At 66.0% G+C, this 22,241-nt stretch carries 16 protein-coding genes; 2 read left to right on the top strand and 14 right to left on the bottom strand.

The window, feature by feature from the left end:
- Window positions 1-68: 68 nt before the first annotated feature.
- The 12 genes from fadD32 to glf form a co-directional block, all read right to left on the bottom strand.
- Complete coding sequence (fadD32, locus tag JQT59_RS03975; protein WP_213574716.1) at window positions 69-1,964, bottom strand: long-chain-fatty-acid--AMP ligase FadD32; 1,896 nt, start codon at window positions 1,962-1,964, stop codon at window positions 69-71.
- A gap of 187 nt (window positions 1,965-2,151) precedes the next feature.
- A complete protein-coding gene (locus JQT59_RS03980) occupies window positions 2,152-3,141 on the bottom strand; it encodes an LLM class F420-dependent oxidoreductase (RefSeq protein WP_213574720.1) in 990 nt (329 codons plus the stop codon).
- A 193-nt stretch (window positions 3,142-3,334) separates the two neighbouring features.
- Window positions 3,335-4,315: a cutinase family protein gene (locus JQT59_RS03985; RefSeq protein ID WP_213574722.1), complete on the bottom strand. Its 981-nt coding sequence runs from the start codon at window positions 4,313-4,315 to the stop codon at window positions 3,335-3,337.
- Between the two features lie 6 nt (window positions 4,316-4,321).
- Window positions 4,322-4,885, bottom strand: coding sequence for a DUF732 domain-containing protein (locus tag JQT59_RS03990; RefSeq protein ID WP_213574724.1), 564 nt, complete (start codon window positions 4,883-4,885; stop codon window positions 4,322-4,324).
- Window positions 4,886-4,992: 107 nt separating this feature from the next.
- Window positions 4,993-6,882, bottom strand: a complete 1,890-nt coding sequence (locus tag JQT59_RS03995) for an alpha/beta hydrolase-fold protein (RefSeq protein WP_213574726.1) — start codon at window positions 6,880-6,882, stop codon at window positions 4,993-4,995.
- Between the two features lie 143 nt (window positions 6,883-7,025).
- Window positions 7,026-8,021: an alpha/beta hydrolase gene (locus JQT59_RS04000; RefSeq protein ID WP_213574728.1), complete on the bottom strand. Its 996-nt coding sequence runs from the start codon at window positions 8,019-8,021 to the stop codon at window positions 7,026-7,028.
- Between the two features lie 280 nt (window positions 8,022-8,301).
- Entirely contained in the window at window positions 8,302-9,312 is a 1,011-nt protein-coding gene (locus JQT59_RS04005; RefSeq protein WP_213574730.1) for an alpha/beta hydrolase, read from the bottom strand.
- 334 nt (window positions 9,313-9,646) lie between these two features.
- Window positions 9,647-11,563 carry an arabinofuranosyltransferase AftB family protein gene (locus JQT59_RS04010; RefSeq protein WP_213574732.1) on the bottom strand — a complete coding sequence of 639 codons (1,917 nt, stop codon included), beginning with the start codon at window positions 11,561-11,563 and terminating at the stop codon, window positions 9,647-9,649.
- A gap of 1 nt (window position 11,564) precedes the next feature.
- Window positions 11,565-12,470 (bottom strand): decaprenyl-phosphate phosphoribosyltransferase, encoded by a 906-nt coding sequence (locus JQT59_RS04015; RefSeq protein WP_213574734.1) that lies wholly within the window; start codon window positions 12,468-12,470, stop codon window positions 11,565-11,567.
- Window positions 12,467-12,985 carry a phosphatase PAP2 family protein gene (locus JQT59_RS04020; protein ID WP_208962933.1) on the bottom strand — a complete coding sequence of 173 codons (519 nt, stop codon included), beginning with the start codon at window positions 12,983-12,985 and terminating at the stop codon, window positions 12,467-12,469. Before JQT59_RS04020 ends, JQT59_RS04015 begins: the two co-directional genes overlap by 4 nt.
- Window positions 12,966-14,882 (bottom strand): glycosyltransferase, encoded by a 1,917-nt coding sequence (locus JQT59_RS04025; protein ID WP_249354102.1) that lies wholly within the window; start codon window positions 14,880-14,882, stop codon window positions 12,966-12,968. Before JQT59_RS04025 ends, JQT59_RS04020 begins: the two co-directional genes overlap by 20 nt.
- The gene (gene glf, locus JQT59_RS04030) at window positions 14,879-16,126 is read right to left on the bottom strand and encodes a UDP-galactopyranose mutase (RefSeq protein WP_374432658.1); all 1,248 of its coding nucleotides are present in this window, start codon (window positions 16,124-16,126) and stop codon (window positions 14,879-14,881) included. Before glf ends, JQT59_RS04025 begins: the two co-directional genes overlap by 4 nt.
- Window positions 16,127-16,273: 147 nt before the next feature.
- On the opposite strand from glf, the gene JQT59_RS04035 reads away from it, so the two are divergent.
- Entirely contained in the window at window positions 16,274-17,383 is a 1,110-nt protein-coding gene (locus tag JQT59_RS04035; RefSeq protein WP_213574736.1) for a glycosyltransferase, read from the top strand.
- Here the strand turns inward: JQT59_RS04035 and JQT59_RS04040 are convergent.
- On the bottom strand, window positions 17,380-18,942 hold the full coding sequence (locus tag JQT59_RS04040; protein WP_213574738.1) for a SpoIID/LytB domain-containing protein: 1,563 nt from the start codon (window positions 18,940-18,942) through the stop codon (window positions 17,380-17,382). The genes JQT59_RS04035 and JQT59_RS04040 overlap by 4 nt on opposite strands.
- Window positions 18,943-19,178: 236 nt before the next feature.
- On the opposite strand from JQT59_RS04040, the gene JQT59_RS04045 reads away from it, so the two are divergent.
- Complete coding sequence (locus tag JQT59_RS04045) at window positions 19,179-21,341, top strand: N-acetylmuramoyl-L-alanine amidase (protein ID WP_213574740.1); 2,163 nt, start codon at window positions 19,179-19,181, stop codon at window positions 21,339-21,341.
- A 33-nt stretch (window positions 21,342-21,374) separates the two neighbouring features.
- Here JQT59_RS04045 and JQT59_RS04050 read toward each other — a convergent pair whose 3' ends face one another.
- Window positions 21,375-22,196: an HAD family hydrolase gene (locus tag JQT59_RS04050; RefSeq protein WP_159918796.1), complete on the bottom strand. Its 822-nt coding sequence runs from the start codon at window positions 22,194-22,196 to the stop codon at window positions 21,375-21,377.
- Window positions 22,197-22,241 lie beyond the last annotated feature (45 nt).

Below are 22,241 nucleotides of genomic sequence, written 5' to 3' on the forward strand. Positions count from 1 at the left end.
TCGCGCTGCTACCCCGGTCTTCATTCAATTCAGCCATCAACTCACCAAGCTACCCGTCAGAAAGTGGACTAGTCGGAAACGCTATCGGGGAACGACGTCTGCGTGTATCCGCCACGCAGGGTCCCTTCGATGTAGCTCGCCTTGCAGGCGCGGCGGGCGATCTTGCCGCTCGACGTGCGCGGAATCGATCCCGCCGGCACCAACAGAATGTCCCGTGCGGTCACACCGTGCCTGCTCGAGATGGCTGCCCGCACCGTGTCGGAGATGGGCTGCGGATCGGCCTTGCCGGCGCCGGGAGCACGCTCGGCGACGATGACGAGCTGCTCCGAGGAATCGTCGGGATCGAACGACAGCCCCGACTGTGTGTTTTCGAACACGACCGACGGCAACTGGTTGGCCGGGACGGCGAACGCGGCCACGAAACCGGGCCGAAGGGCGTTACTCGCCTCCTGAGCGGAGAATTCGAGATCTTGCGGGTAGTGGTTGCGGCCGTCGACGATCACGAGGTCCTTCACGCGGCCCGTGATGAACAGCTCACCGTCGATGTAGACGCCGAAGTCCCCGGTCCGCATCCAATTGGCATCCTCGGGTGTGCCCTCGGCGTGGCTGCCCTCGACGAGCCGGTTGGTCAGCTTGTTGTGGAACGTTTCCGCGGTCTCGTCGGTGCGTCCCCAGTAGCCGGTGCCGATGTTCTCACCGTGCAGCCAGATCTCCCCGACCCGGTCGTCGGGCTGCTCGATGCCCGTCTCCGGATCGACGATGGCAGCCCACTGGCTGCGCGCCACGTATCCGCACGACACCTGCGGGATCGCGTTCTCGGCGTCCTGATCGACCTTGACGACGCGTCCCGCATTGAGTTCGTTGCGGTCGACGTAGATGACCCGGGCCTCGTCCGAATGCCGGGTCGCCGACACGAACAAGGTGGCCTCGGCCATGCCATACGACGGCTTGATCGCCGTCTTGGGCAGACCGTAGGGCGCGAACGCCTCGTTGAACTTGCGCATCGACGACGTCGTCACCGGTTCGCTGCCGTTGATGAGGCCGATCACGTTGCTCAGGTCGAGGCTTTCGCCGTTCTTCGGCAGACCGCGGGCGGCCGCGTGCTCGAAGGCGAAGTTGGGGGCAGCGGCGAAGGTGCCCGCGCCGTCCGAAACCGCGGCAAGCTCCTTGATCCAGCGGTACGGACGCTGCACGAAGGCACGCGGACTCATGATGGTGATGTACTTGCCGCCCAGCGCAGGCAGAATGACCGTCAGCAGGCCCATGTCGTGGAACAGGGGCAGCCACGTGACGCCGCGCGAGTTCTCGTTGAGCTCGATGGAGTCGACCATCTGCAGGGCGTTAGTGCCCACGGCACGGTGGGTGATCTCGACACCGGCGGGGACACGTGTGGAGCCGGACGTGTACTGCAGGTAAGCGATGTCGTCGAGGTCGATCTCGGGGCGAACCCAGCTGTCGCCGACGCTGTCGGGAATGGCGTCGACCGCGATGATGCGAGGGCGTTCGGCTGCGGGAAGCGACCGGAAGAACTGGCGAACGCCCGCGGCGGAGGAGGTGGCCGTGAGGATCGCGGAGGGCTTGCAGTCACCGAGGACGGCGTGGAGGCGGTCGGTGTGACCGGGCTCGTCGGGATCGAACAGCGGCACCGCAATGGTGCCGGCGTGGATTGCGGCGAAGAACGAGATGACGTAGTCGAGACCCTGCGGCGCGAGGACGGCGACACGGTCGCCCGGCTTGGTGACCTGCTGGAGGCGGGCAGCGACAGCACGCAGGCGATAACCGAACTGTTCCCAGGTCAGCTCGTGGGCTTCGCCGTCACGGTCCCGCGAATAGTCGATGTAGCGGTACGCCAACTCGTCCGAGTTCTCTCGCGTGTGACGCTGGACATAGTCGACCAACGTACTGTCCGAGTCGAGCCGGATATGGCCCTTCTCGTCGATAAAATCATCGAACTTCGCGTTCATTCCATCTCCTCCGAAGCGATCACACAGGCACGCCACCGGCATGCCTGCGCCCCAGACTTCCTTCGCCGAATCGGATCTTGTACAACTCGTGGGGAATCACGCGAAACGCGACTCACCCGAATAAGTGCATCGATTCCAAACCATCGATATGTTACAGATTGGCATCGCCGCCCTCGCTACGCTGCGTCTACTCGCCCTTCAGTTGCGAGATGATCGGCGCGAACGCATCCATCTGTGTGGGGAACACGCCGACGTAGGACATTGTCGTCTTCTCGCGCACCATCCGGATCTGATCGGCGATCTCGTCGAAACTGCCGATCGCGAGGTAGGGCGAGTTGAGGATGTCCTCGACCGAGAGCTTGGCGTCCACCTCGATGTTGGGTGGGAAGCCCTGATCGAGCGCCGAGAGTGCCATCTCGGCCGTCTGCTCCCTGTCGTCGGTGATGACGATGGTCGTGATCGTCCAGTTCAGCTCGATGTCGCCGAATCGCTCACCGGCCGCTTCGCGGATCCGTTCGACCCGTTCCATCGTCTTCTCGAGCGTGACCCCCGACAGCAGCAGCTTGCCTTCCTTGCTGGTGGGGGTGGCGACGGAAATAATGTCCGCGTACTTGGCGGCAAGAGCCAGCATCTTGGGGCCGCCACCGCCGACCGCGATCGGCGGGCGCGGGCCCTGTCGGGGCCGTGGACTGCCGGTCAGGCCCTTGATCTGGTAGTACTTGCCGTCGAAGTTGCATTCCTGGCCGCGCAGCAGCGTGTCGAGAATCTGCAGCGACTCCTCGAGCTTCGCGATGCGCACGCCGGGTCGCTCGTAGTCGATGCCACCCTTGTCGAACTCTTCTTTCATCCACCCGGCGCCGATACCGAGCTCGAGGCGTCCACCCGACAACACGTCGATGGTGGCCGCATCCTTGGCGAGGATCGCCGGGTGCCGGAAGCCGTTGGCGAGCACCGCGGTGCCCAAACGGATCTTGTCGGTGGCTATGGCCAGCGCACCGAGCGCGGCGATCGGCCCCACCTGATTACCCAGGTGATCGGGGATCATGAAGCTGTCGAACCCGAGTTCCTCGGCTTTCTGGGCCAGTTTGACGAACCGGCGCGCGCCGCCCTCGTCTGCATTGCCCTCGCCGCCGGCCGCGAATCGGAACTTACGGGGCGGGCTGGCCTCGGAACTCATGTATCGCTTCTCCTGTGGTGAAACGCCCGCGCAACAGGACGTGAACATCGGTGGGATGGGCACGGGTGGTGCCGCAACAGTGCAGCACTCTACCGGTGCCGAGAAACGCACACTACCGGCGAGTACGAGGCGTGCGTCTCTGTTTGGGACGATTTCCGGATCAGGGACCTCGGCATACCCACCAGTCACAAACTCAACTGTGCGGCGGCGTCGGCGCGGCGGCGATCTTCTCCGCTGCCCACCGCGCCATCCACTGGGTGGCCGTGGTGCCGTTTCCGTCCACGACGTACGAGTTGTACAGCGCGTGGACAGGGTTGTTGTTGTACTCGAGCAGGCGTAGCGCGCTGCCGATCCAATTGCCCGGCGCCAAAGCCCGGGCGGGTGCGTCGCAGATGCCGTCCGACGGTGCGCAGATCTCGACCGTGCGGTCGGCGAGTTCTCCGAAGCCACCGGGACGCGGTCCGGTCATCGTGATGCCCGGAATCTGCAGCCCGGCGAGCGACAACTCGGCGCCGACACCGACGACCGGAGCACCGACATTCGTGGCGGCCGAGGGGTCCCGGCGGCCGTCGGCGATGAGGCCGACACCGAGAACGAGGTCTTCCGGGACAGGACCGTCACCGGCGCCGATGCTCGACGCGATGTCGCCCGCGATCACCGCACCCTGCGAGAAACCGGTCAGCAGGAAGCTCGTCAGCGGGCATTCGGCGTGGCGACGGATGAGAATGTCGTTGGCAGCTGCCATCCCTGCGGCCCGGCTGTTGTTGTACGACTGCTGGCCGTCCGGCGGGAACGCGACCGGATTGGAGAACTGGGCGACGTACGGAACCGTGTAGACGTCGGCACGCGACGGCGGAAACTGTTGCTGCAACGGCCGGGACACGTTGAGCATCAGCGACGCCGGGTTCGCGGTCGGGTTGTACGGATCGTCGGTGGGGCTGGACTCCCACGTTCCCGGGACGACGACGACCTGGACGTCCGGGCAGCTCGCGGATTGCGAATCGGGACGATCCGGACCGGGCGGGCTCGGGATGGGTTCGGGGAGCCGCCCCGCAAGGAGATACCAGAGTGCGATCAGTGCCAGCAGAACCACCAGCAGGAAGGCCCCCAGCAGTACGAGCTTGCGCAGGAGGCTGCTCTTCTTCTTCCGCGTTCCGCGCCTGGTCCCCGTCATCGGCGTTTACTTGCAGTAGGTGGCGTGCGCGACGTCCACGTAGGTCTGCGCGTCGGCCGTCGCCTGCTCCTGGCTGAGTTCCTTGCCCGCCGCAGCAGCCTCGGAGCCCACCATCGCCGTGACGAACACCATCGTGTCGGCGTCGCTCTTTCCTTCTGCCTTGGACTGGCAGATGAAGTCGGCGGTGCTCACGGCCATGGTTCCGTCGGCGGCCGGTTCGATGCCCTTGTCCTTCAGTGCGGCGAGGAACCGCTGACCGTCGGCGCTGACAGGAACCTCACTGGGCCCGGGGAAGTCACCGGGAACTTCTTCGGGCTGCTCCGGCGGCGCGGTCGCCGCCTGGCCGGGGCTCGTCACCGGCGCCGACGAGGTGGCACTTCCACTGGCAGCAGGCGCCGAACTCTCGGTGGCACTGGACGTGGCCGCTGCCGTGGTGGTCGCGGACGGAGTGGACGTCGCCGTGGAGTCGTCGCTGCCGCATCCGACGAGCAATCCGCTTGCTGCAACTGCAATCGCGCCGGTCGCCAGTGCTCGTGCGAAGGTGGTGCTGATACGTGAATGCTGCGGCATCTATTTCCGTCCTAGTTTTCCAAGTCGTTGTCTCTCGACAGGGTACAGACGCAGATCGGGCGGGAACCCGGTCCGCTGGACCGGTCCCGCCCGCTGCATTACTCACATCAGTGCACTTCGGCCTTACCGTCGATCAGGGTGATGTAGCCGGTCTGGAAGTTCTGCTGCACACCGCCGGGGATGACGAATTTGTCACTGATCGGGAAGCCGATCCGGCCGGCTTCGTAGCCGACGCTCTTCCAGGCGTCGAAGATCGGACCGTTCTCGATCGCCCAGGCGCCGGACAACGGGCTCCAGTAGATGTTGCCGCCCTCGAACTCGTTGAACCGGCCGCCGTCCTTGACTGCGATCTCGCTCGTCTTCGGGAACCCGAGCCATCCGCCTTCATACCCGAGCTCGGCGTACTTGCCCATGATCATCCCCTGCACGCGGTGCGTGCCGTGGACGGGGCTGTAATACATGGCGCCGATCTCGAAGCCCTGCACGACACCGTCCTTGCCGGGGGTGGGCACCTCGTCGGCCACCGGGTAACCGAGCGGCCCGCCTTCCCAGCCCTGGCGTGCCCACTCCGCGAGAATGGCCCCGCGGATGGCATGCGCACCGGTTTGCGGTGTCCAGTAGATGGACCCGTGCTCGAAGTGATTGAAACGACCGCGACCGTCCGGTGTGCCCAGCTCGGGTGTGGTCGGGTAGCCGAGGGGCCCTGTCGGACCGCCTGCCGCCTGGTAGGCGCCGCCGATGGCCCCGGCAACCGGATGGGTGCCCGTGTCGGACTTGGCGAAGATCCTGCCGAAACGGAAGTCCTGCACCGTGCCGCCCGCGAGGCTGTACTCGGGTGTGAGGCAGTCCCCGATCCACGGGCTGGCCGCGGCGACCCCGGCAATGGAGCCACCCGTGCCACACACCGGCTTGTCTGCCTCGATGCCCACGGCGGCGGCCAGCTGCGGCCACAGCTGGTGCAGCTCGAACTGCCAGTACGGCCACGAGTGTGTCCCGGACGGGCGGTAATTGACCTGCGCGGGAATGCCCAGCTTGTTGAGCTTGGTGGCGAACGTCTGCGAGGTGAGACGCGAAAGAATTTCCAGACCCATGCCCGCGTAATTAGTACTCACGCCCGGAATACCCGACGGCTGGTCGTACGGGCCGGTGGTTCCGCTGCCGCTGGAGATGTACAGGCTGACACCCTTGAGCTTGTCGGCCAGGAGGTACGGGTCGTGCTCTTCCCACGCCGAGCTGGTCGGAGGTCCCCACATGGCGTTCGCGTCGAACCCGCCGGCATCACTCATGGCGTAAGCGACGGCCTGCGGCATTCCGAGCGCCGTGGTGGTCAACATGCCCGACAGTGACGCGGCGAAGTCGAAGAATCCCTGGTTGCGAGCGGCGAGGAACATGGCCGATGTCCCGCCCATGGACAACCCGACCACTCCACGCGTCTGGGTGGTACGCCAGTCGCTCTCGAGGATAGGCGGCAGTTCCTTGGTGAGGAACGTCTCCCACTGGTAGTTCTGGCCGTTGTCCTGCGCCACCCAGTCGGAGTAGAAGCTGGACTGCCCGCCCACGGGAAGGACGACGTTGATGTTCTTGTCCGCGAAGAACGATTCGGCGTCGGTTTCGAGTGTCCAGCCGTTCTCGTTGTCCTGCGCCCGCAGGCCGTCGAGCATCCAGACCGACGGGAACTTCTCGGTCGGCTTGGAATTCCAATCGCGGGCGAGCAGCAACTGGACCTGAATCGGCACACCCATGGACGGAGAGTTGACCCACAGTGCGACCCGGCGGTCGGACAGCCAGTCGACGTGATGAATGGTCGCTCCACTCGGCGCCTGCGTAGCCACCGGAGCCGCGTGCACGGCAACCGGCGCAGCGGACGCGGTGGCGGTCGAGGTGAACCCGACCGCCACCGGCACCACGAGCACAGCTGCGAGCGAGGTGAGGACCCTTCTGCGGACCACTCCGGCCGACACACGCTGACGTTCTGCCCTGAGCAGGCCTACTCGCATGACGTTCACTCTCTCTCTGCGCGTCGAGGCCACAACACGGAACACTGCCTCACGTTCCGGTTCTTTCTACACGCAATCAACTGACGAGTGGGGGCGCCGCGCTGTTACCGCTGGTGCAATTGTTACTTCCGAGCTATTTCCGGCTAGCCGATGGTGTTGCTGAGATCCGGCGCCAGATCGTGGATCTGCTGCTGCCAGTACCGCCAGCTGTGGATGCCGCGGGGCGGGAAGCTGTAGGTGACGTTCTTGGCGCCGATGGTTGCCATCCGCACCTGGAAGGCACGGGTGTTGGCCAGCGACAGCGCCTCGAGGCTCGCGCCGGTAGTGGCGTTGAACACGTCCATGACCCCGGTGGGGGCGGCGCCGCCGGGGGCGGGGATGCCGTTCGCGGCGGAAACCCAGACGCGGGTGCCGTTGTCCCGGAGCTTGTTGGCGAAGACGAACGGGTCGTTACGCAGCCACGCCGGGTTCCACGGCGGGCCCCACATCGCGTCAACGTTGAACCGACCGGCGTCGAGCATCGCGACCCGAATGGCTTCACGCATGCCGGGAGCGGAGATGTTCAGATACCCGGAGAGCGAACCGGCGTAGTTGAACTGGTCCGGGTGGTACGCGGCGAGCGTCAGAGCGGCGCTGCCACCCATCGACAAGCCGATGACACCGTTGCGGGTGGACTGGAAACCGAGACGGTTCGCAAGCGCGTTGCGGAGTTCCTCTGTGAGGAAGGTCTCCCACTTGTAGGTGACCTTCTGACCGTTGAAGGTCGAGTTCGACACCCAGTCCGAGTAGAAGCTGGACTGGCCGCCGACCGGCTGGACGACGTTGATGTTCTGCGCAGCGAGGAACGGCCCGGCGTCGGTGTTGATTTCCCAGCCGCTGAGGTCGTCCTGGGCGCGGAGACCGTCGAGCAGGTACACCACACGGCTGGTGTTGCCGTCAGCTGCACGCCAGATGCGGCTCTTGATCGGGCCCATGCTCGAGTCGACCCAGAAGTCCTGGGCTGCAGGGTCGAAGGCTGCGGATGCGGTCGCGCCGCCGCCCACCATGGTCACGCCCAGCGGCAGTGCTACTGCCAGAGCAATCGCGGCGGCGGTGCGTCTGGCCCACCCGCTCGTTCTCGTCGAACCCCCAACTCGCATGAAATCGTCTTCCCTCCGGTTGATCCCTCGCGCGCCGCGGACGCGGCAACCACTCGAACTCTCGTGAAAATCTCACGTACAGACGCCACCCGCGCAGCGATCGCTGCGCGGGTGGCGTCTCGACGGGATCACCTTACTGACAAAACATGTCGTTGCGCACTCCCGGGTACGAGAATTCCGACCGTTCCCCCGGTTCGGGCTCACTCCGGACAGACCCGGTCCCGAACGACGAATGCCGTCCCACCCGGAAGGTGGGACGGCATTCGATGTCGAGCTCAGATCACCAGGCGCCGAGCGTGTCCAGGATCTGTCCGCGGGCCTTCCACAGCTCCGAACTCCAGTACGGCCACGAGTGTGTGCCGTTGGCGGGGAAGCTGAAGTGGGCGGGAACACCGAGGGTGGCCAGGCGAACCTGGAAGGCGCGGGTGTTGGCCAGTGCGAGCGCCTCGAGTCCCATGCCGTTGGCGGTGTTGTAGTAGTCGATCGGTGCACGCGGGTGGTCGAACTCACCGGGCAGGCCGCTGGCGGCCGAGATGTACATCGACAGGCCCTGCAGACGCGGGGCGAACACGAACGGGTCGTTGCGCAGCCACGCGGGGTTCCACGGCGGGCCCCACATCGCGTCGACGTTGAACCGGCCGGCGTCGAGCATGGCGACCCGGATGGCTTCACGCATGCCGGGAGCGGAGATGTTCAGGTACCCGGAGAGCGAACCGGCGAACTTGAACTGGTCGCGGTGGTACGCGGCGAGCGTCAGAGCGGCGCTGCCACCCATCGACAGGCCGAGAACCGCGTTGTTGGTGCGGGAGACACCGTAGTTCGCGAGGAAGTTGGGAAGCTCCTGAGTCAGGAAGGTCTCCCACCTGTACGTGATGGGCTGGCCGTTGAAGTTGCTGGGCGCGTACCAGTCGGAGTAGAAGCTCGACTCGCCGCCGACCGGCATGACCAGGGTGACGTTGTCGTTGCGGTACTGGTCCAGCGCGTTGGTCTCGAAGCTCCACGCGTTGCGGTCGTTGCGGGCACGCAGGCCGTCGAGCAGGTAGAGCGCGGCGCTACCACCACGAGCTGCCCACTGCACCTGGACCTTGATGTTCCCCATCGAAGAAGGAACCCACAGCTCCTCGTATCCACCCGACGGTGCGGTGTGGACGGGGGCGGCGTGAGCGGGTGCTGCCACGGCGACGGCTCCACCAGCGACTCCTGCGGCCACAGGCAGTACCAGTGCGGCGGCACCTACTGCCATCGCACGCTGCTTGAGGCGCTGAGACAACCTCGTTCTGGCAAAACGCATGGATACTGCTCTCTCTCTTCGTCTGCGGACTCCGCCAAGGGGCGGTTCCGGCGGATTCCGTCGGGGAACAGGCGACCTGCCGGCCCGGATCTATCCCGGGTCGGCAGCGGACCTCTTCCAAGTCACACTGCGCTCGGTGGACTGTATGTCACACAAAGTCCCCTGACAAACGCTCGCGGAGCATTTGCCGGGCACTTTCCAGACCACCGTCACCGATGACTCATCATCGACTTACATCGTGACCGAAGGGCCCCGCGTTACACAAACGAGATGTGACGTTCTGGCATCGAGATCTGCAGGTCAGCCACCAGCGACCGCGCCTGCCCGATTCGGCCTATTTCACCGGTTCCGGAAAAGGTGGCTCCAGATTGCACCGCTGAATTTCGTATGCAGGCACCCGATCGAAACGGTAACTCGCGAAATCCAACGCATCCTTGAAATTCTGCTTGAAACGCGGCCAGGTCAGTTCGGACCTATATGAGGTCAACAGTTCCTGCGTCTCTGGGCAGGACAGCGCCACGCGCGCTTCCGTCACCCATTCCTCGTCGAGGAATCCGGGCATCCAAGGGTGCTTGTCGATCATTCCCGTGTCGACCACCACCCAGTCGGGATAGAGGTTCTTGTCGTGTCCGATGCGGCCGTCGTCCAGACGCTCGGTGTGGGCCGCGAGCGGATAGGCGAGGCCCATCTGGTCGAGAACCTTCACATCTAGCCCGACGTTCATGCTCGTCATGCCGAGGTTGAGGAAATAGACCGTGTGGCCTGCACCGCCCTCTGGGATCGGAAGGGGCGGAGGAACGACGAACCAGTACGTGTAGTCGGGCGACGGGATGAGAAGGCCACCGTCCGGGGTGTCCGCAATGGTTTCCGCCATGGCCCGCATCCGGGGATAGTCCAGATAATCGTCAGCGCGAATGGGATGGGCGTGACCGGTATTGAGCACGTAGAACGCGCGCTCGTCGACAATTCCGGATCGCCCGACGACGGCGCCTTCCGGCATTCCGGTGGTATTGGACGCGAAGAATGCCCACACCACAGTGCCCACCCACAGGAATGCCATCGCGAAGAACAGTGAGGTTTCGCGATTTCTCCCCCACGACACCTTTTCGGGAATTCGCACCGGAATAACGGCGACGGGGACGAGGAAACAGAACAGCACGGGAAGGAGAACGCGCCCGTGCATGAAGTCGCCGCCGACACGCAGCGAATAGAGACCCAGAATGAATCCACTGCCGAGAATGAATGCAACCACCGCATTCTGCGTCCGGAGCCGGGCGCGTAGGCGTCGGACACGGCTCCCGCGAGTGTGAGCAACACCATTGCCGAGAGACTTGCCGCGACCCCGCCAGGAGAACACGACGCCGACGAGAAGGAACAGCAACGGGAGCCACAGAAGGTACGGGCCGACAAGATTCCACAGATACGCGAACCCCTGCGACCACTTGGCGCCACCGGCGTCCTTCGACACCGCGGTGTTGGGATACGGGAGCGCGTAGTAGCCCATCCGCCAGATCTGGTACCCGACCGGCACGATGCCGGCCACGAACACCATGACGGTGCGCGCCATCCAGGTCAGTCCGGGTGCGAGGAAGATCATGGCCAGCGACAGGGCGCCCAGAATAGCCAGCTCGGGTCGCACCAGCGGGCCCATTCCAGCGATGAACGCGAGGATCAGCACAGATCCGGTGGAGGGTGCAGCAGTCTGGCTCCAGCGGATCAGCAGCAGCCACAGCAGCGCGATCCAGAAGATGACCAGGCAACTTTCGAGGCCGGACGTGGCGAAGTCGCGCGCAGGCGGAACCGCGATGTAGACCAGCACACCGGCAGGCAGGAGGAACAGCGTCCCGCCCGAGCCGAACGATCCACCGCGGTAGAGCCGGGCCGTGCCCAGCATGGCGAGCACGATGGCAGCCGTGGACAGAACCAGGGCAATCGTGAGAACCACGTACTCGAGCCGGCTCTGGGTGAGCCAGCCGAAAGCGTAGACGATGTAGGTCCAGGCGGTACTGGTGTTCGCCTCGACGCGCTCGCCTGCGTTGAAGACGGGACCGTTGCCCGCGAGCAGGTTGCGCACAGTGCGCAGGACGATCAAACCGTCGTCGGCGATCCACCGACGCTCCCAGGCTCCCCAGAACATCAGGAGAGCCGAGATGGCCACACCCCCGAGGAAGACCACCCTCGAGAGGATGGCCTTCCGGTGGCGTTCGGTCTGCTCCGCGGCGGCATCCGAGTGTTCGGTGCCTCCTACCACGTCAGACGAGGTAGACAGCGACACCCACCACTCCGATCCAGGCGATGGCGAGGAGTTGGAGCACGCGGTCGCCCAGAGCGATCTCCTCGGGCTCTCCTGCCTCGCCACCGTCCACGTCAACCGCGTAGCGGAGGATCGCGACGGTGAACGGCACCATGGAGATGGCGTACCAATTCGTGTTCTTCAGGTCGTCCTGCTGGAAGGCCCACAGTCCGTAGCAGAGCACCACGGCCGTGGCGCTGAGGGTCCAGACGAAGCGCAGGTAGGTAGTGGTGTAATTCTCGAGCGACTTGCGGATCTTCGCCCCGGTGTTCTCTGCAAGCTGCAGTTCCGCATACCGCTTACCGGCGGCCATGAACAACGATCCGAACGCCATGACCAGCAGGAACCACTGCGACAACGCGATCTCCGCGGCCACACCACCGGCGATGGCGCGCAGCAGGAAGCCGGACGAGACGATGCAGATGTCCAGGACGGCCTGGTGTTTGAGCCCGAAGCAGTACGCCAGCTGGATACCGATGTACACGGCCATCACGACGGCAAGCTGCCAGTTGGCCAGGAACGACAGGGCGATGGCACCGACCAGGAGGACGACCGCCATGGCGAATGCCAGGTTGACCGGGAGTACGCCGGCAGCGATGGGACGGAATCGCTTGGTGGGGTGTGCGCGGTCCGCTTCGACATCCATTGCGTCGTTGACGAGGTAGATGCCGGATGCTGCCATGCAGAACACCACGAATGCGAGCGCGACCGGCAGCAGGACGTCGGGCTCCGTGGCCGTTCCTGCCGCGATGGGAGCTGCCAGCACCAGGACGTTCTTCACCCACTGGCGGGGGCGAACTGCCCGGACGATGCCTGTGGCCAGGGATGTCGGGGGTCCCGTGACGACGGCCGGTTCCTCGCTCATTTTTCTCCAAACTTCTGCTCGGCCTTGAGTACCGCAGCCGCAGACGCGGCCCCCAGGGCAGATCCGGCGAGCACATCGGTCGGGTAATGCACTCCCAGAACGAGCCGGGAGAGCAGCATCGGCGGTACCAACAACGCAGGCAAGGGTAGCCCGGTGAGTCGGCCGAGCAGCACAGCAGCCGCCGTCGTGGATGTGGCGTGCGAGGACGGGAAGCTCAGTTTGCTCGGTGTCGACACGTTGACCTGGATGGACGGGTCGATCGGCCGAGGCCGGCGGACCACGCGCTTGATCGCGATCGACGCTGCGTGGGCACCCACCGCGCCGACGGCAACTCCCGCCCACTGACGCCGGCGGGGCTTGTCGAGCGCGGCACCGATCCCGGCGACGGCCACCCAGCCGAAGGCGTGCTCACCGAAGTGAGACATCCCACGGGCGGTGGCGACGACTCCCGGCTTGCCCGCGATCGTCGACTGCACGGACCGCAGAATCTTCACCTCACGAGATGCCGAAGACACGTTCCCACCTCTCCTTGCTGGTCAGGGCAGGAACAGCGTCCTGGTACTCACGTTTGAGATCGGGGAACCGCTGAGCCAGTTCACGGCGCAGCCGCAGGGCTTCCTTCAGCAGCGCGAGGGCCTGCTTGGGGTTGCGCTTGCGGTAGACGACTCCCCTGCCGTCGGCGGTGGTGACCGTGACGCCGTCCACCTGCGAGAGGAGGAACCAGCGTGCGTCCAGCGTCGGGACATTGAGCTGCGGCCGCTCGTGGTGTTCCGTGTGCGCGGGCTTGACGTTGTGAACCAGGCCCTTGCCGAGGCGCACGATCTTCGCCAGCGGGTTGGTGGGCAGACCGACGGCGCCGACCTCGGCCCCGGAGGGCAGCGGCAGGCTGGTCGACGACGGCAAGACAACGGCGTCCGGGAATTCCTTACGCATCGCGTGGACGTTGCCCAACGCGGTGGGCAGCAACTCGAAGATGTGCTCGGGTCCCTGGAGGAAGTCGGCGATGGCCTGGTTCTGAATCGCCACGGTCGAGTATTCGAGGCACAGCAAGTGCTTGATGGTGGCCTTCACGCTGTTGACCACGAGGCCGCGGACGCTGCCCGGCATGTGCAGGGCGGCGACGACGAGCCGGTTCCGCAGGTGGAAGTACGCCTGCCAGTCGATGGCGTCGTCCTTGTCACTCCACGCCATGTGCCAGATGGCGGCGCCGGGCATGGTGATGGTGGGGTAACCGGCCGCGCGGGCGCGCAGCCCGTACTCGGCGTCGTCCCACTTGATGAAGAGCGGGAGCGGCTGACCGAGTTCCTCGGCCGCCTGGCGGGGGATCATGCACATCCACCAGCCGTTGAAGTCGACGTCGATGCGGCGGTGCAGCTTCTTCGAGTTCTCGCGGTCGCTGAGCGGGTACTTGGAGAAGTCGTGGTCGTATTCCACGTTGGGCGCGGCGGTCCACATGAAAATGCTGCGATCGACCACTTCGCCCATCGTGTGCAGGTGGCTGCGCTCCTGGAGGTTGAGCATCTGGCCACCCACCAGCATGGGGGACTTGGCGAACCGGGACATCGCGAGCGCACGCAGAATCGAGTCGGGCTCGATCTCGATGTCGTCGTCCATGAAGAGGATGTGCTGGCAGTCGGTGGTCTTCAGGGCCTCGTACATGATGCGGCTGTAGCCGCCCGAGCCACCCAGATTGGCCTGGTCGTGAATGACGAGGCGATCACCGAGAGCGGCTGCGGCCTCTTCGTACCCGGGCTCGTCCACGACCTTGCGCGTGCCCTGATCCGGGACGATGACGGCCTTGACCACATCGAGCACCAGCTCGTCGGACGCGAGCGCTTCCAACGCCTTCACACAGTCGGTGGGCCGGTTGAACGTGGGGATGCCCACGGCCACGGTGGCCTCGCCCGGCGCATCGATCGGAGCGAACCAGCCGGCGCTCTCGAGCACGACCTCGGTGTCGGAGGTGATGTCGAACCAGATCCAGCCGCCGTCCTCGAAAGGCGCCAGCTCGATCTCGAACTCCATCGCGGCGTCGCCGTCGAGGAACTCGCGTCCCTCGACGTGGATGCGGGACGAGTCGGCCTTCGAGCGGTACACGTCGACGCGGCCGTGGCCGGACAGATCCAGCCGCAGCACCACCGACTTCAGGATGGTCCAGCGACGCCAATAGCTCGCCGGGAAAGCGTTGAAATAGGTGCAGAACGAGGCTTCGGACTCCGCACCGACCGACAGCGACGTCCGCGACAGCGGGTGGGCGCGACGACTGTTGGTCTTCGCTTCCTCCACGTAGAGGGTGCGCACGTCGAGGGGCTCCCCCGGCCGGGGCACGAGGATGCGCTGCAGCAACGACTTGCCCAGCAACGACGGGTCCTCGGTCCCCTTCTCAGCCTCGAGCAGGTGGCGGGCGCTCATTCGGAGTCCCCCACGAGTTCCGCACCGGATTCGAAATGCGGTCGAAGGGAGTTGTCGAACATCGACAGCGCGCTCGCGATCGCCATGTGCATGTCCAGGTACTGGTAGGTGCCGAGGCGTCCGCCGAACAACACCTTCTTCTCGGCCATCTCCGCCTTGGCCCGGTCCCGGTAGGCGGCGAGTTTCTCGCGGTCCTCGCGGGTGTTGATCGGGTAGTACGGCTCGTCCGCGCTCTCGGCGAAGCGCGAGTACTCGCGCATGATCACCGTCTTGTCCTTCGGGTAATCCCGCTCCGGGTGGAAGTGGCGGAACTCGTGGATGCGCGTGAAGGGCACGTCGGCGTCGTTGTAGTTCATCACCGGTGTTCCCTGGAAGTCGCCGGTCTCGAGGACCTCGGTCTCGAAGTCGAGCGTGCGCCAGCCCAGCTCACCCTCCGAGTAGTCGAAGTACCGGTCGAGGGGGCCCGTGTAGACGACGGGAGCGTCCGGGTTCGCGGCACGCAGCTCGTCACGGACGTCGAAGTAATCCGTTTCCAACCGGACCTCGATTTTCGGGTCCTTCGCCATGTTCTCGAGCCATGCCGTGTAACCGTCGACGGGCAGGCCCTCGTACGTGTCGTTGAAGTAGCGATTGTCGAACGTGTACCGCACGGGCAGTCGAGTGATGTTACCCGCAGGCAGGTTCTTGGGGTCCGTCTGCCATTGCTTGGCGGTGTAGTCCCGGACGAAGGCCTCGTACAGCGGGCGTCCGATCAGGGAGATCGCCTTTTCCTCGAGGTTGGACGCTTCCGCCGGGTCGATCTCGCTGGACTGCTCGGCGATCAGCTTCCGCGCCTCCTCCGGGGTGAAGAAGCGGCCGAAGAACTGCGACACCAGGCCGAGGCCCATCGGGAACTGGTACGCCTGCCCCTTGTGCAGTGCGAACACCCGGTGCTGGTAGTTGGTGAATTCGGTGAACTGGGTGACGTAGTCCCACACGCGCTTGTTCGAGGTGTGGAACAGGTGCGCGCCGTACTTGTGGATCTCGATGCCGGTCTCCGGCTCGGCCTCCGAGTAGGCGTTTCCGCCCAGGTGGTGGCGGCGGTCGAGCACCAGCACACGCTTGCCCAGCTGTGTTGCTGCACGCTCGGCGATGGTCAGTCCGAAGAATCCGGAGCCGACGACGATGAGGTCGTATCCGGCCGCGCTGTCGCGCTCCGTCTCGGCCTTCGCGGGGGCAGTGGTCTCTGGGTTTGCAGCGGTCACGGTGAACCAGGGTAAGCGACTCGGCCCCCCGTGCGCGGCCACGGGGTGCACGGACACCCTCGCCATGCACGAGGAGTTCTCCCGGTATTCACCGCTTCTGCGAACCTCGTTGTTCCCGCCGTCGCGCCGATCCAGCTCAATGATCGGGTGCGCATCGTCCAGTTGGCCAACTTCTACGGACCGCGGTCGGGCGGGCTCCGCACTGCCCTGCACAACTGGGGGCGTGGCTACGCCGAGCGCGGCCACGAAGTGGTTCTTGTCGTCCCAGGTCAGCGGGACAATGAGGAGGTTCTGCCGGGTGGGGTCCTGCGGATCACGCGGGCGGCACCGGTGATCCCAGCGACGGGGGGCTATCGCATCGTCAATCCGCGGCGCGTGGCCGACGTCGTGCGAGGACTGCGACCCGACGTCCTCGAGGTGTCCGATCGGCTGACGTTGCGTGGTTTCGGCGGCTGGGCCCGCGACCGCGGCATTCGCAGTGTCGTGGTCTCACACGAGCGTCTCGACCGACTTCTCGGCCAGTTTGCACCGCGTCGTCTCGCAACCGGGTGGGCCGATGCCGCGAACCGCCGCATGGCGCGCAACTACGACGCCGTCGTCTGCACGACGGACTTCGCAAGCGAGGAGTTCCTCCGGATCGGGGCACCCAACCTGCACCGGGTGCCGCTGGGGGTGGATCTGGCGATGTTCCATCCCGGCAAACACGATCAGGGCATGCGCGACTCCTACGCCGGGCCCGCGCAGCGCTTCCTCCTGCACTGCGGCCGCCTGTCGGTGGAGAAGCAGGTGGAGCGGAGCATCGAGGCGGTCCGCCTACTTCGGCGCGAAGGGCACGACACCCGCCTCGTCATCGCCGGTGACGGACCCCGGCGCGAAGCACTGAAGTCCCGGGCACGCGGACTCCCGGTCCACTTCACCGGGTTCATCAGCGACAAGTCGCGGCTCGCCGCCCTGTTCGCCTCGGCCGACGTGTCGCTGGCGCCCGGCCCGCACGAAACGTTCTGCCTGTCGGCGCTGGAGTCGCTGGCAGCGGGCACCCCGGTAGTTGCGTCACAGTCCTCGGCGTTGGCCGAGATCATCACACCGGGGTGCGGTGCCCTGGCGAGCAACCGCGGCTCGGCCTTCGCGGAGGCGGTCAGCAGCGTCCTCGAGATTCCCGCGAATACTCGGCGGGCGTCCGCCAGGCGTCGGGCCGAGGATTTCGGCTGGGCCGAATCCGTCGACGGAATGCTCGCGGTGCTCGGGGACGACCGCTAGCTGCCGCCGGTCGGGATCCAGTCCCGGAGCACACTCGCGTCGATCACCTGCGCACCCAACTTCTCCGTCCAGATGATGGTTCCGTTCTGGTACATCCGGAACTTGCCCGCCTCGGACGGCAGCATCATCTCCGGGCCGACCGGTGCACCGAGCGTGCTGTTCACTCCGCCCAGTTCCTTGTACTTCTCGGCGATCGGCGATCCCGGGGTGGTGCCGACGGTGTCGTCGTCGGCGAGACTCGGGTCGGGTTCGCCCGGCGCCGGCGGCACTCCCGGTATCCCGACGCCCTCGCCGACCGTGAACCAGTCGGACTTCAGTTTCAGCTTGGCCCGCGCCTGCGCCCCCGTCACCTCCGTGGTACCGGCGGAACCGACTACCTTCACACCGGTGACCCGGCCCCCGTCGACGCCGAAGTTGTTGCGTGTCACCACTTCGAAGGTGTGGAGTTCGCCCACACCGAACGCGGTCGCGATATCGCCGGCCGTCAGTGTGACCGTCCAATCGTGGTGCGGCGACGCGGTGTCGCCCTGGTCCTCGACAGCCGGAAACTCGCCACCGGCCGTGAATCCGCCTGTCGACGAGGAAAATTCGGCGGCAACGGCCTTGTTGTCCTTGACGAGGATCATGCCCTGAGTCGAACGCACGGCATCCGTGGTGCGGGGATCCTCCACCTCGGAGCCGCCATAGACCTGACAACTCTGGGTGTCGCAGGTCCGCGCGTAGGCTTCACGACTCTCGGCGGCAGCGTACGAGCGTGCGGCAACCGCCTGTGCCCGAAGGGCTTCCGCACCGCCGGTATCGGCCCACTCGGCCTTCGCCTCGACGGGCACGACCCCGAGTAGGTAGTCCTCCATGCCGAGAACGTTGACCGTGCGCACGGCTGCGCCGTCCAGCGCGACACCGAGCGCACCGCGGTACGGCGTGTCGCCGGCACAGAAGGTGAGGTGCTCGTTCGACGGACGGTCGGGCCCGAGATCGACCGGGTCCACCCACGGGTGGTCCGTGACGTCCTGCCACAGCACCTCCCCGGCGCAGCCCCGGGTCACGACGACGTTGGCGCCACCGCCCGCCGTCGGCGTGAGGTGCACGGCTTCACCCGGCCCGACGGGCTTGCCCGCCACGACCGCACCGACGGCGGAATACACGTCGAGTGTCTGATCGTCGCGGCCCTGTAGTCGCACGCTGATCTGCGCGTCCGCGAGCGTGCCGAGGGTGGTTCCGCCGTAGTAGTGGGCGAGGATGCGCTCGGCTGCCCATCCCTGGTCTTTGGCGTATCCGTAGGCGCCCCACTGGCCCATCCCGCGACCGTGCCCGTTGCCGTGCCCGGAGAGCGTGAACGAAGTGTCCGAGGCGACCGACTCCCGGACCTCCGGCTCGGCCGAGCGGAGATGGACCGCCATGCCCGCAGCGCCCACCACGAGGAGAGGAGCGATACCGAGCGTCGACACGCGCGCCACCGACGACGTCCATCCGCGCCGAGCGGGACGTCCCGCGATGTACCGTCTTTTCCGTGTCCAGGCAGTTCTCCCTGCGCGGATCCCGAATTCGGTCTTGGACATCAATGCACTCCTCAGCGCTGAAACAACGAGCTCCGAAGCGCGGTGAGTGCCTTGCTCCGGCGGGTCCGAAGAATTCGGGTAAAGTCTCAATGTAAGGTTGAGCGTTATGGACCTGTGTGACTAGTGTGGCAAGAGTGATTCGAGTTGGCAACATCAGTCACATAGGTCACATCGGCATCACAAGTTGCAGATGAGCGAGGCCTGCTCGCAGGAAACTACAACTGAGGAGAGTCCCCTTGCCGCACCGCCGACCGAAGCCCTCGATCGTCCTCGGGGCTGTCGCTGCTCTGGCTGTCGCAAGTCCCGTTGCGGTCTACGGCATCAGCAGCGCCCCCTCCGACGTCCGCTCCACCAACGAGACCTCTGCCTCCGCGGTATCCACGGAGATCGCCCAGGTAGTGCTCTCCCAGATTCCCGACATCGTGATTCCGCTGAAGGAACTCACGGGGCTGAACCTGCCCGACGTCAACATCGGCGATCTGCGCAACGTGAAGATCCCGCCGTACATCCAGATTCCGAGCAATCTGCCCCTGCCGGCCGGAATTCAGATCCCCAACCTGCAGATCCCCCTGAAGCTTCCCGCTCCCGGTGACGTCTCCGACCCGGCGATCCTGCCGCCTGCCGACCAACAGCCGGGAGCCATCGTCAAGGAAATCACCCGGGACACCCCGTTCAGCATGGTGGCGCTCACCTCCGAGACCGTGGCGTCCGCCGAGTCGAAGGTCCGCGCCCTGCGAGCCGACGGAACCTGGGGCGACTGGTTCTCCCCCGACATGATCGACACGCGGCGCACCGACAGCACGGCGTCGAACGGCACGGTGGCCACCGAACCGGTGTACGTCGGGTTGACGAAGGCCATCCAGATCCTGACGCCCACGTCTGCGCCGGCATCCGCCGCCGAGTCGGTACCCGCTCCGGTCGCGCCGCAGCCTGCACCTCCGGCGGCACCTGCACCTCCGGCGGCAGCGGCGCCCGCGGGTGCTGCGCCGCTGGGGTACACACCCGCTTCCGTCGACCGGCCGCTGCGTCAACAGCCGGCCCAGACCGGTGCAGACGACGTCACCGCCGTGCTCATCGAGCCGGGAAGCGGACCGGGCGACGGAGCCCTGAGTGACATCGCGGCACCGATCGGCGGATCCGGACCCAAGGTGATCACCCGCTCCCAGTGGGGCGCCGACGAGTCGATCCGTTGCGACGAACCGACGTACGACGACTTCATCGGAGGGGCGACGGTGCACCACACCGCCGGCGCCAACGACTACTCCAAGGCCGAGTCGGCCGAAATCGTCCGGGCGATCTACGCGTATCACGCGCAGACGCTGGGCTGGTGCGACGTCGGCTACAACGTGCTGGTCGACAAGTACGGGCAAATCTTCGAAGGTCGCGCCGGCGGCCTGGACCGTCCGGTTCAAGGAGCGCACGCAGGCGGGTTCAACGAGAACACCATGGGCATCGCGATGATGGGTGACTTCTCGTCCGAGGATCCGCCGCAGGCGACGATCGACTCCGTCGGCAAGTTCCTCGGATGGAAGCTCGCCAAGGCGGGACTCGATCCGCTCGGCCAGACCACGATGTACTCGGAAGGCACCGAGTTCACGCCGTACGCACAGGGTGAGGCCGTCGACCTGCCGGTGATCTTCGCGCACCGCGACGTCGGCAACACCTCCTGCCCCGGTGATGCCGGGTACTCGCACATGGACGAGATCCGTCAGATCGCGGCCGCGAATACCGGTGGCGGCGGCGACAGCGCATCACTCGCCTCGGGACCTCCCCCGGGCGAGACCCCGCCTGCGTCCGCGCCGGGAACGGATGTGAGCTCGAGCCTCGGCGCAGGCATTCCGGCGCTGGTCACTGAAATTCTCCGGCTGACGGACCCCTCCCCCGTCGCACAGAAGTGGGTGGCCGAAGGCGGTGACACCGGCCCCCTCGGGCAGGCCGTCACCGGACTGCTGCAGGCGAAGGCCGGCAACCAGGGTGCGAAGTTCACCAACGGAGCCATTTACACCTCCCCCAACGGGGGTGTGTGGTCGGTTCTCGGACAGATCTTCAAGACCTGGCAGAACCTGGGCGCCGACAACGGCGAGCTGGGATTGCCGACCTCGGACGAATACCCGATCCCGGGTGGGCTGCGCACCGATTTCGAGAACGGCTCGCTCATCTTCAACGAGCTCACCGGCATCGTCACCAAGGTGTTGAAGACCTACAACGACGCCTACGCGGAGGCGTACCGCGACGGCGCCCGGGTCGACGCCGCAGCGCCCGCCGCACCGCCCGCCGATCCGGCACAGCTGCCGCCGGCACCTGCACCGGCTGCACCGGCACCTGCACCTGCACCTGCACCTGCACCGGTCGAGCCTGCGCCGGCCGCTCCGGCTCCGGCACCAGCTCCGGTGGGCTGACGGAACTGCATCACCCTCTCGGGCGCTGGTGGTCTACGACCACCAGCGCTCGAGTACTTTTGCCACTCCGTCGTCCGAGTTGGTGGCGGTGACCTCGTCGGCAGCCGCCTTGGCGTCCGGATGCGCATTCTCCACGGCCACTCCTCGACCCGCGAGGTTCAGCATCGGAATGTCGTTGGGCATGTCACCGAATGCAACGATCCCCGACGCCGTGACCCCGAGCTCCTCCATCACGATCGCGAGGCCGGACGCCTTGCTGATCCCCGACGCCGACAGCTCGATCAGACCGTTGTCCGTCGAAAATGTGAGGTCCGCGCGGGCGCCGAGGTGGGGCCGCAAGACGTCGACCATCGCCTGGCTCGACATTCCGGGCACTCTGATCAGCAGCTTGACTGCGGGCGCTGCAAGAACCTCGTCCTCGGACATCTCGGTGTTGTCCGGATTGAGCCACGCATGCTGATAGCCCGGAGAGCTCACGAACTGGGGTGTGGCTGCGTCGTGAGCGCTGACGCCCACACGCTCCGCCGCCAGCCCCGCGCCCGGCAACATCTCCAGAGCGATCTCCGACAACCAGGTGAGGGTGTCCACGTCGAGCGTCGCGGCGCTGAGCACTCGGTCACTGTCGGCGTCGTAGATGACGGCGCCGTTGGCGCAGACGGCGAGGGGCGCATAACCCAGGCCCTCCACCACGGGATGGATCCACCGCGGCGGGCGGCCGGTGGCGAGAACGAAGGGGGTTCCCGACGCCACCACCGACTGCACGGCGTCACGGGTGCGGGCACTGACCCGTTCGTCGGGCCCGATCAGGGTGCCGTCGACATCGGACGCTACAAGGGTCGGTCGGTCTGGGCTCACCCGGTCATTCTGCCTGCACTGTTCTTCCCCGTGCCGAGCGGCCGC

This window comes from Rhodococcus sp. USK13, assembly GCF_018343855.1.
Lineage (GTDB): Bacteria > Actinomycetota > Actinomycetes > Mycobacteriales > Mycobacteriaceae > Rhodococcus_F > Rhodococcus_F oxybenzonivorans.

What these genes read in the sequence shown, in the direction of transcription:
- fadD32 (WP_213574716.1), bottom strand. Translation starts at nt 1,964, where the DNA reads ATGAACGCGAAGTTCGATGATTTTATCGACGAGAAGGGCCATATCCGG.
- JQT59_RS03980 (WP_213574720.1), bottom strand. Translation starts at nt 3,141, where the DNA reads ATGAGTTCCGAGGCCAGCCCGCCCCGTAAGTTCCGATTCGCGGCCGGC.
- JQT59_RS03985 (WP_213574722.1), bottom strand. Translation starts at nt 4,315, where the DNA reads ATGACGGGGACCAGGCGCGGAACGCGGAAGAAGAAGAGCAGCCTCCTG.
- JQT59_RS03990 (WP_213574724.1), bottom strand. Translation starts at nt 4,885, where the DNA reads ATGCCGCAGCATTCACGTATCAGCACCACCTTCGCACGAGCACTGGCG.
- JQT59_RS03995 (WP_213574726.1), bottom strand. Translation starts at nt 6,882, where the DNA reads ATGCGAGTAGGCCTGCTCAGGGCAGAACGTCAGCGTGTGTCGGCCGGA.
- JQT59_RS04000 (WP_213574728.1), bottom strand. Translation starts at nt 8,021, where the DNA reads ATGCGAGTTGGGGGTTCGACGAGAACGAGCGGGTGGGCCAGACGCACC.
- JQT59_RS04005 (WP_213574730.1), bottom strand. Translation starts at nt 9,312, where the DNA reads ATGCGTTTTGCCAGAACGAGGTTGTCTCAGCGCCTCAAGCAGCGTGCG.
- JQT59_RS04015 (WP_213574734.1), bottom strand. Translation starts at nt 12,470, where the DNA reads ATGAGCGAGGAACCGGCCGTCGTCACGGGACCCCCGACATCCCTGGCC.
- JQT59_RS04025 (WP_249354102.1), bottom strand. Translation starts at nt 14,882, where the DNA reads ATGAGCGCCCGCCACCTGCTCGAGGCTGAGAAGGGGACCGAGGACCCG.
- JQT59_RS04040 (WP_213574738.1), bottom strand. Translation starts at nt 18,942, where the DNA reads ATGTCCAAGACCGAATTCGGGATCCGCGCAGGGAGAACTGCCTGGACA.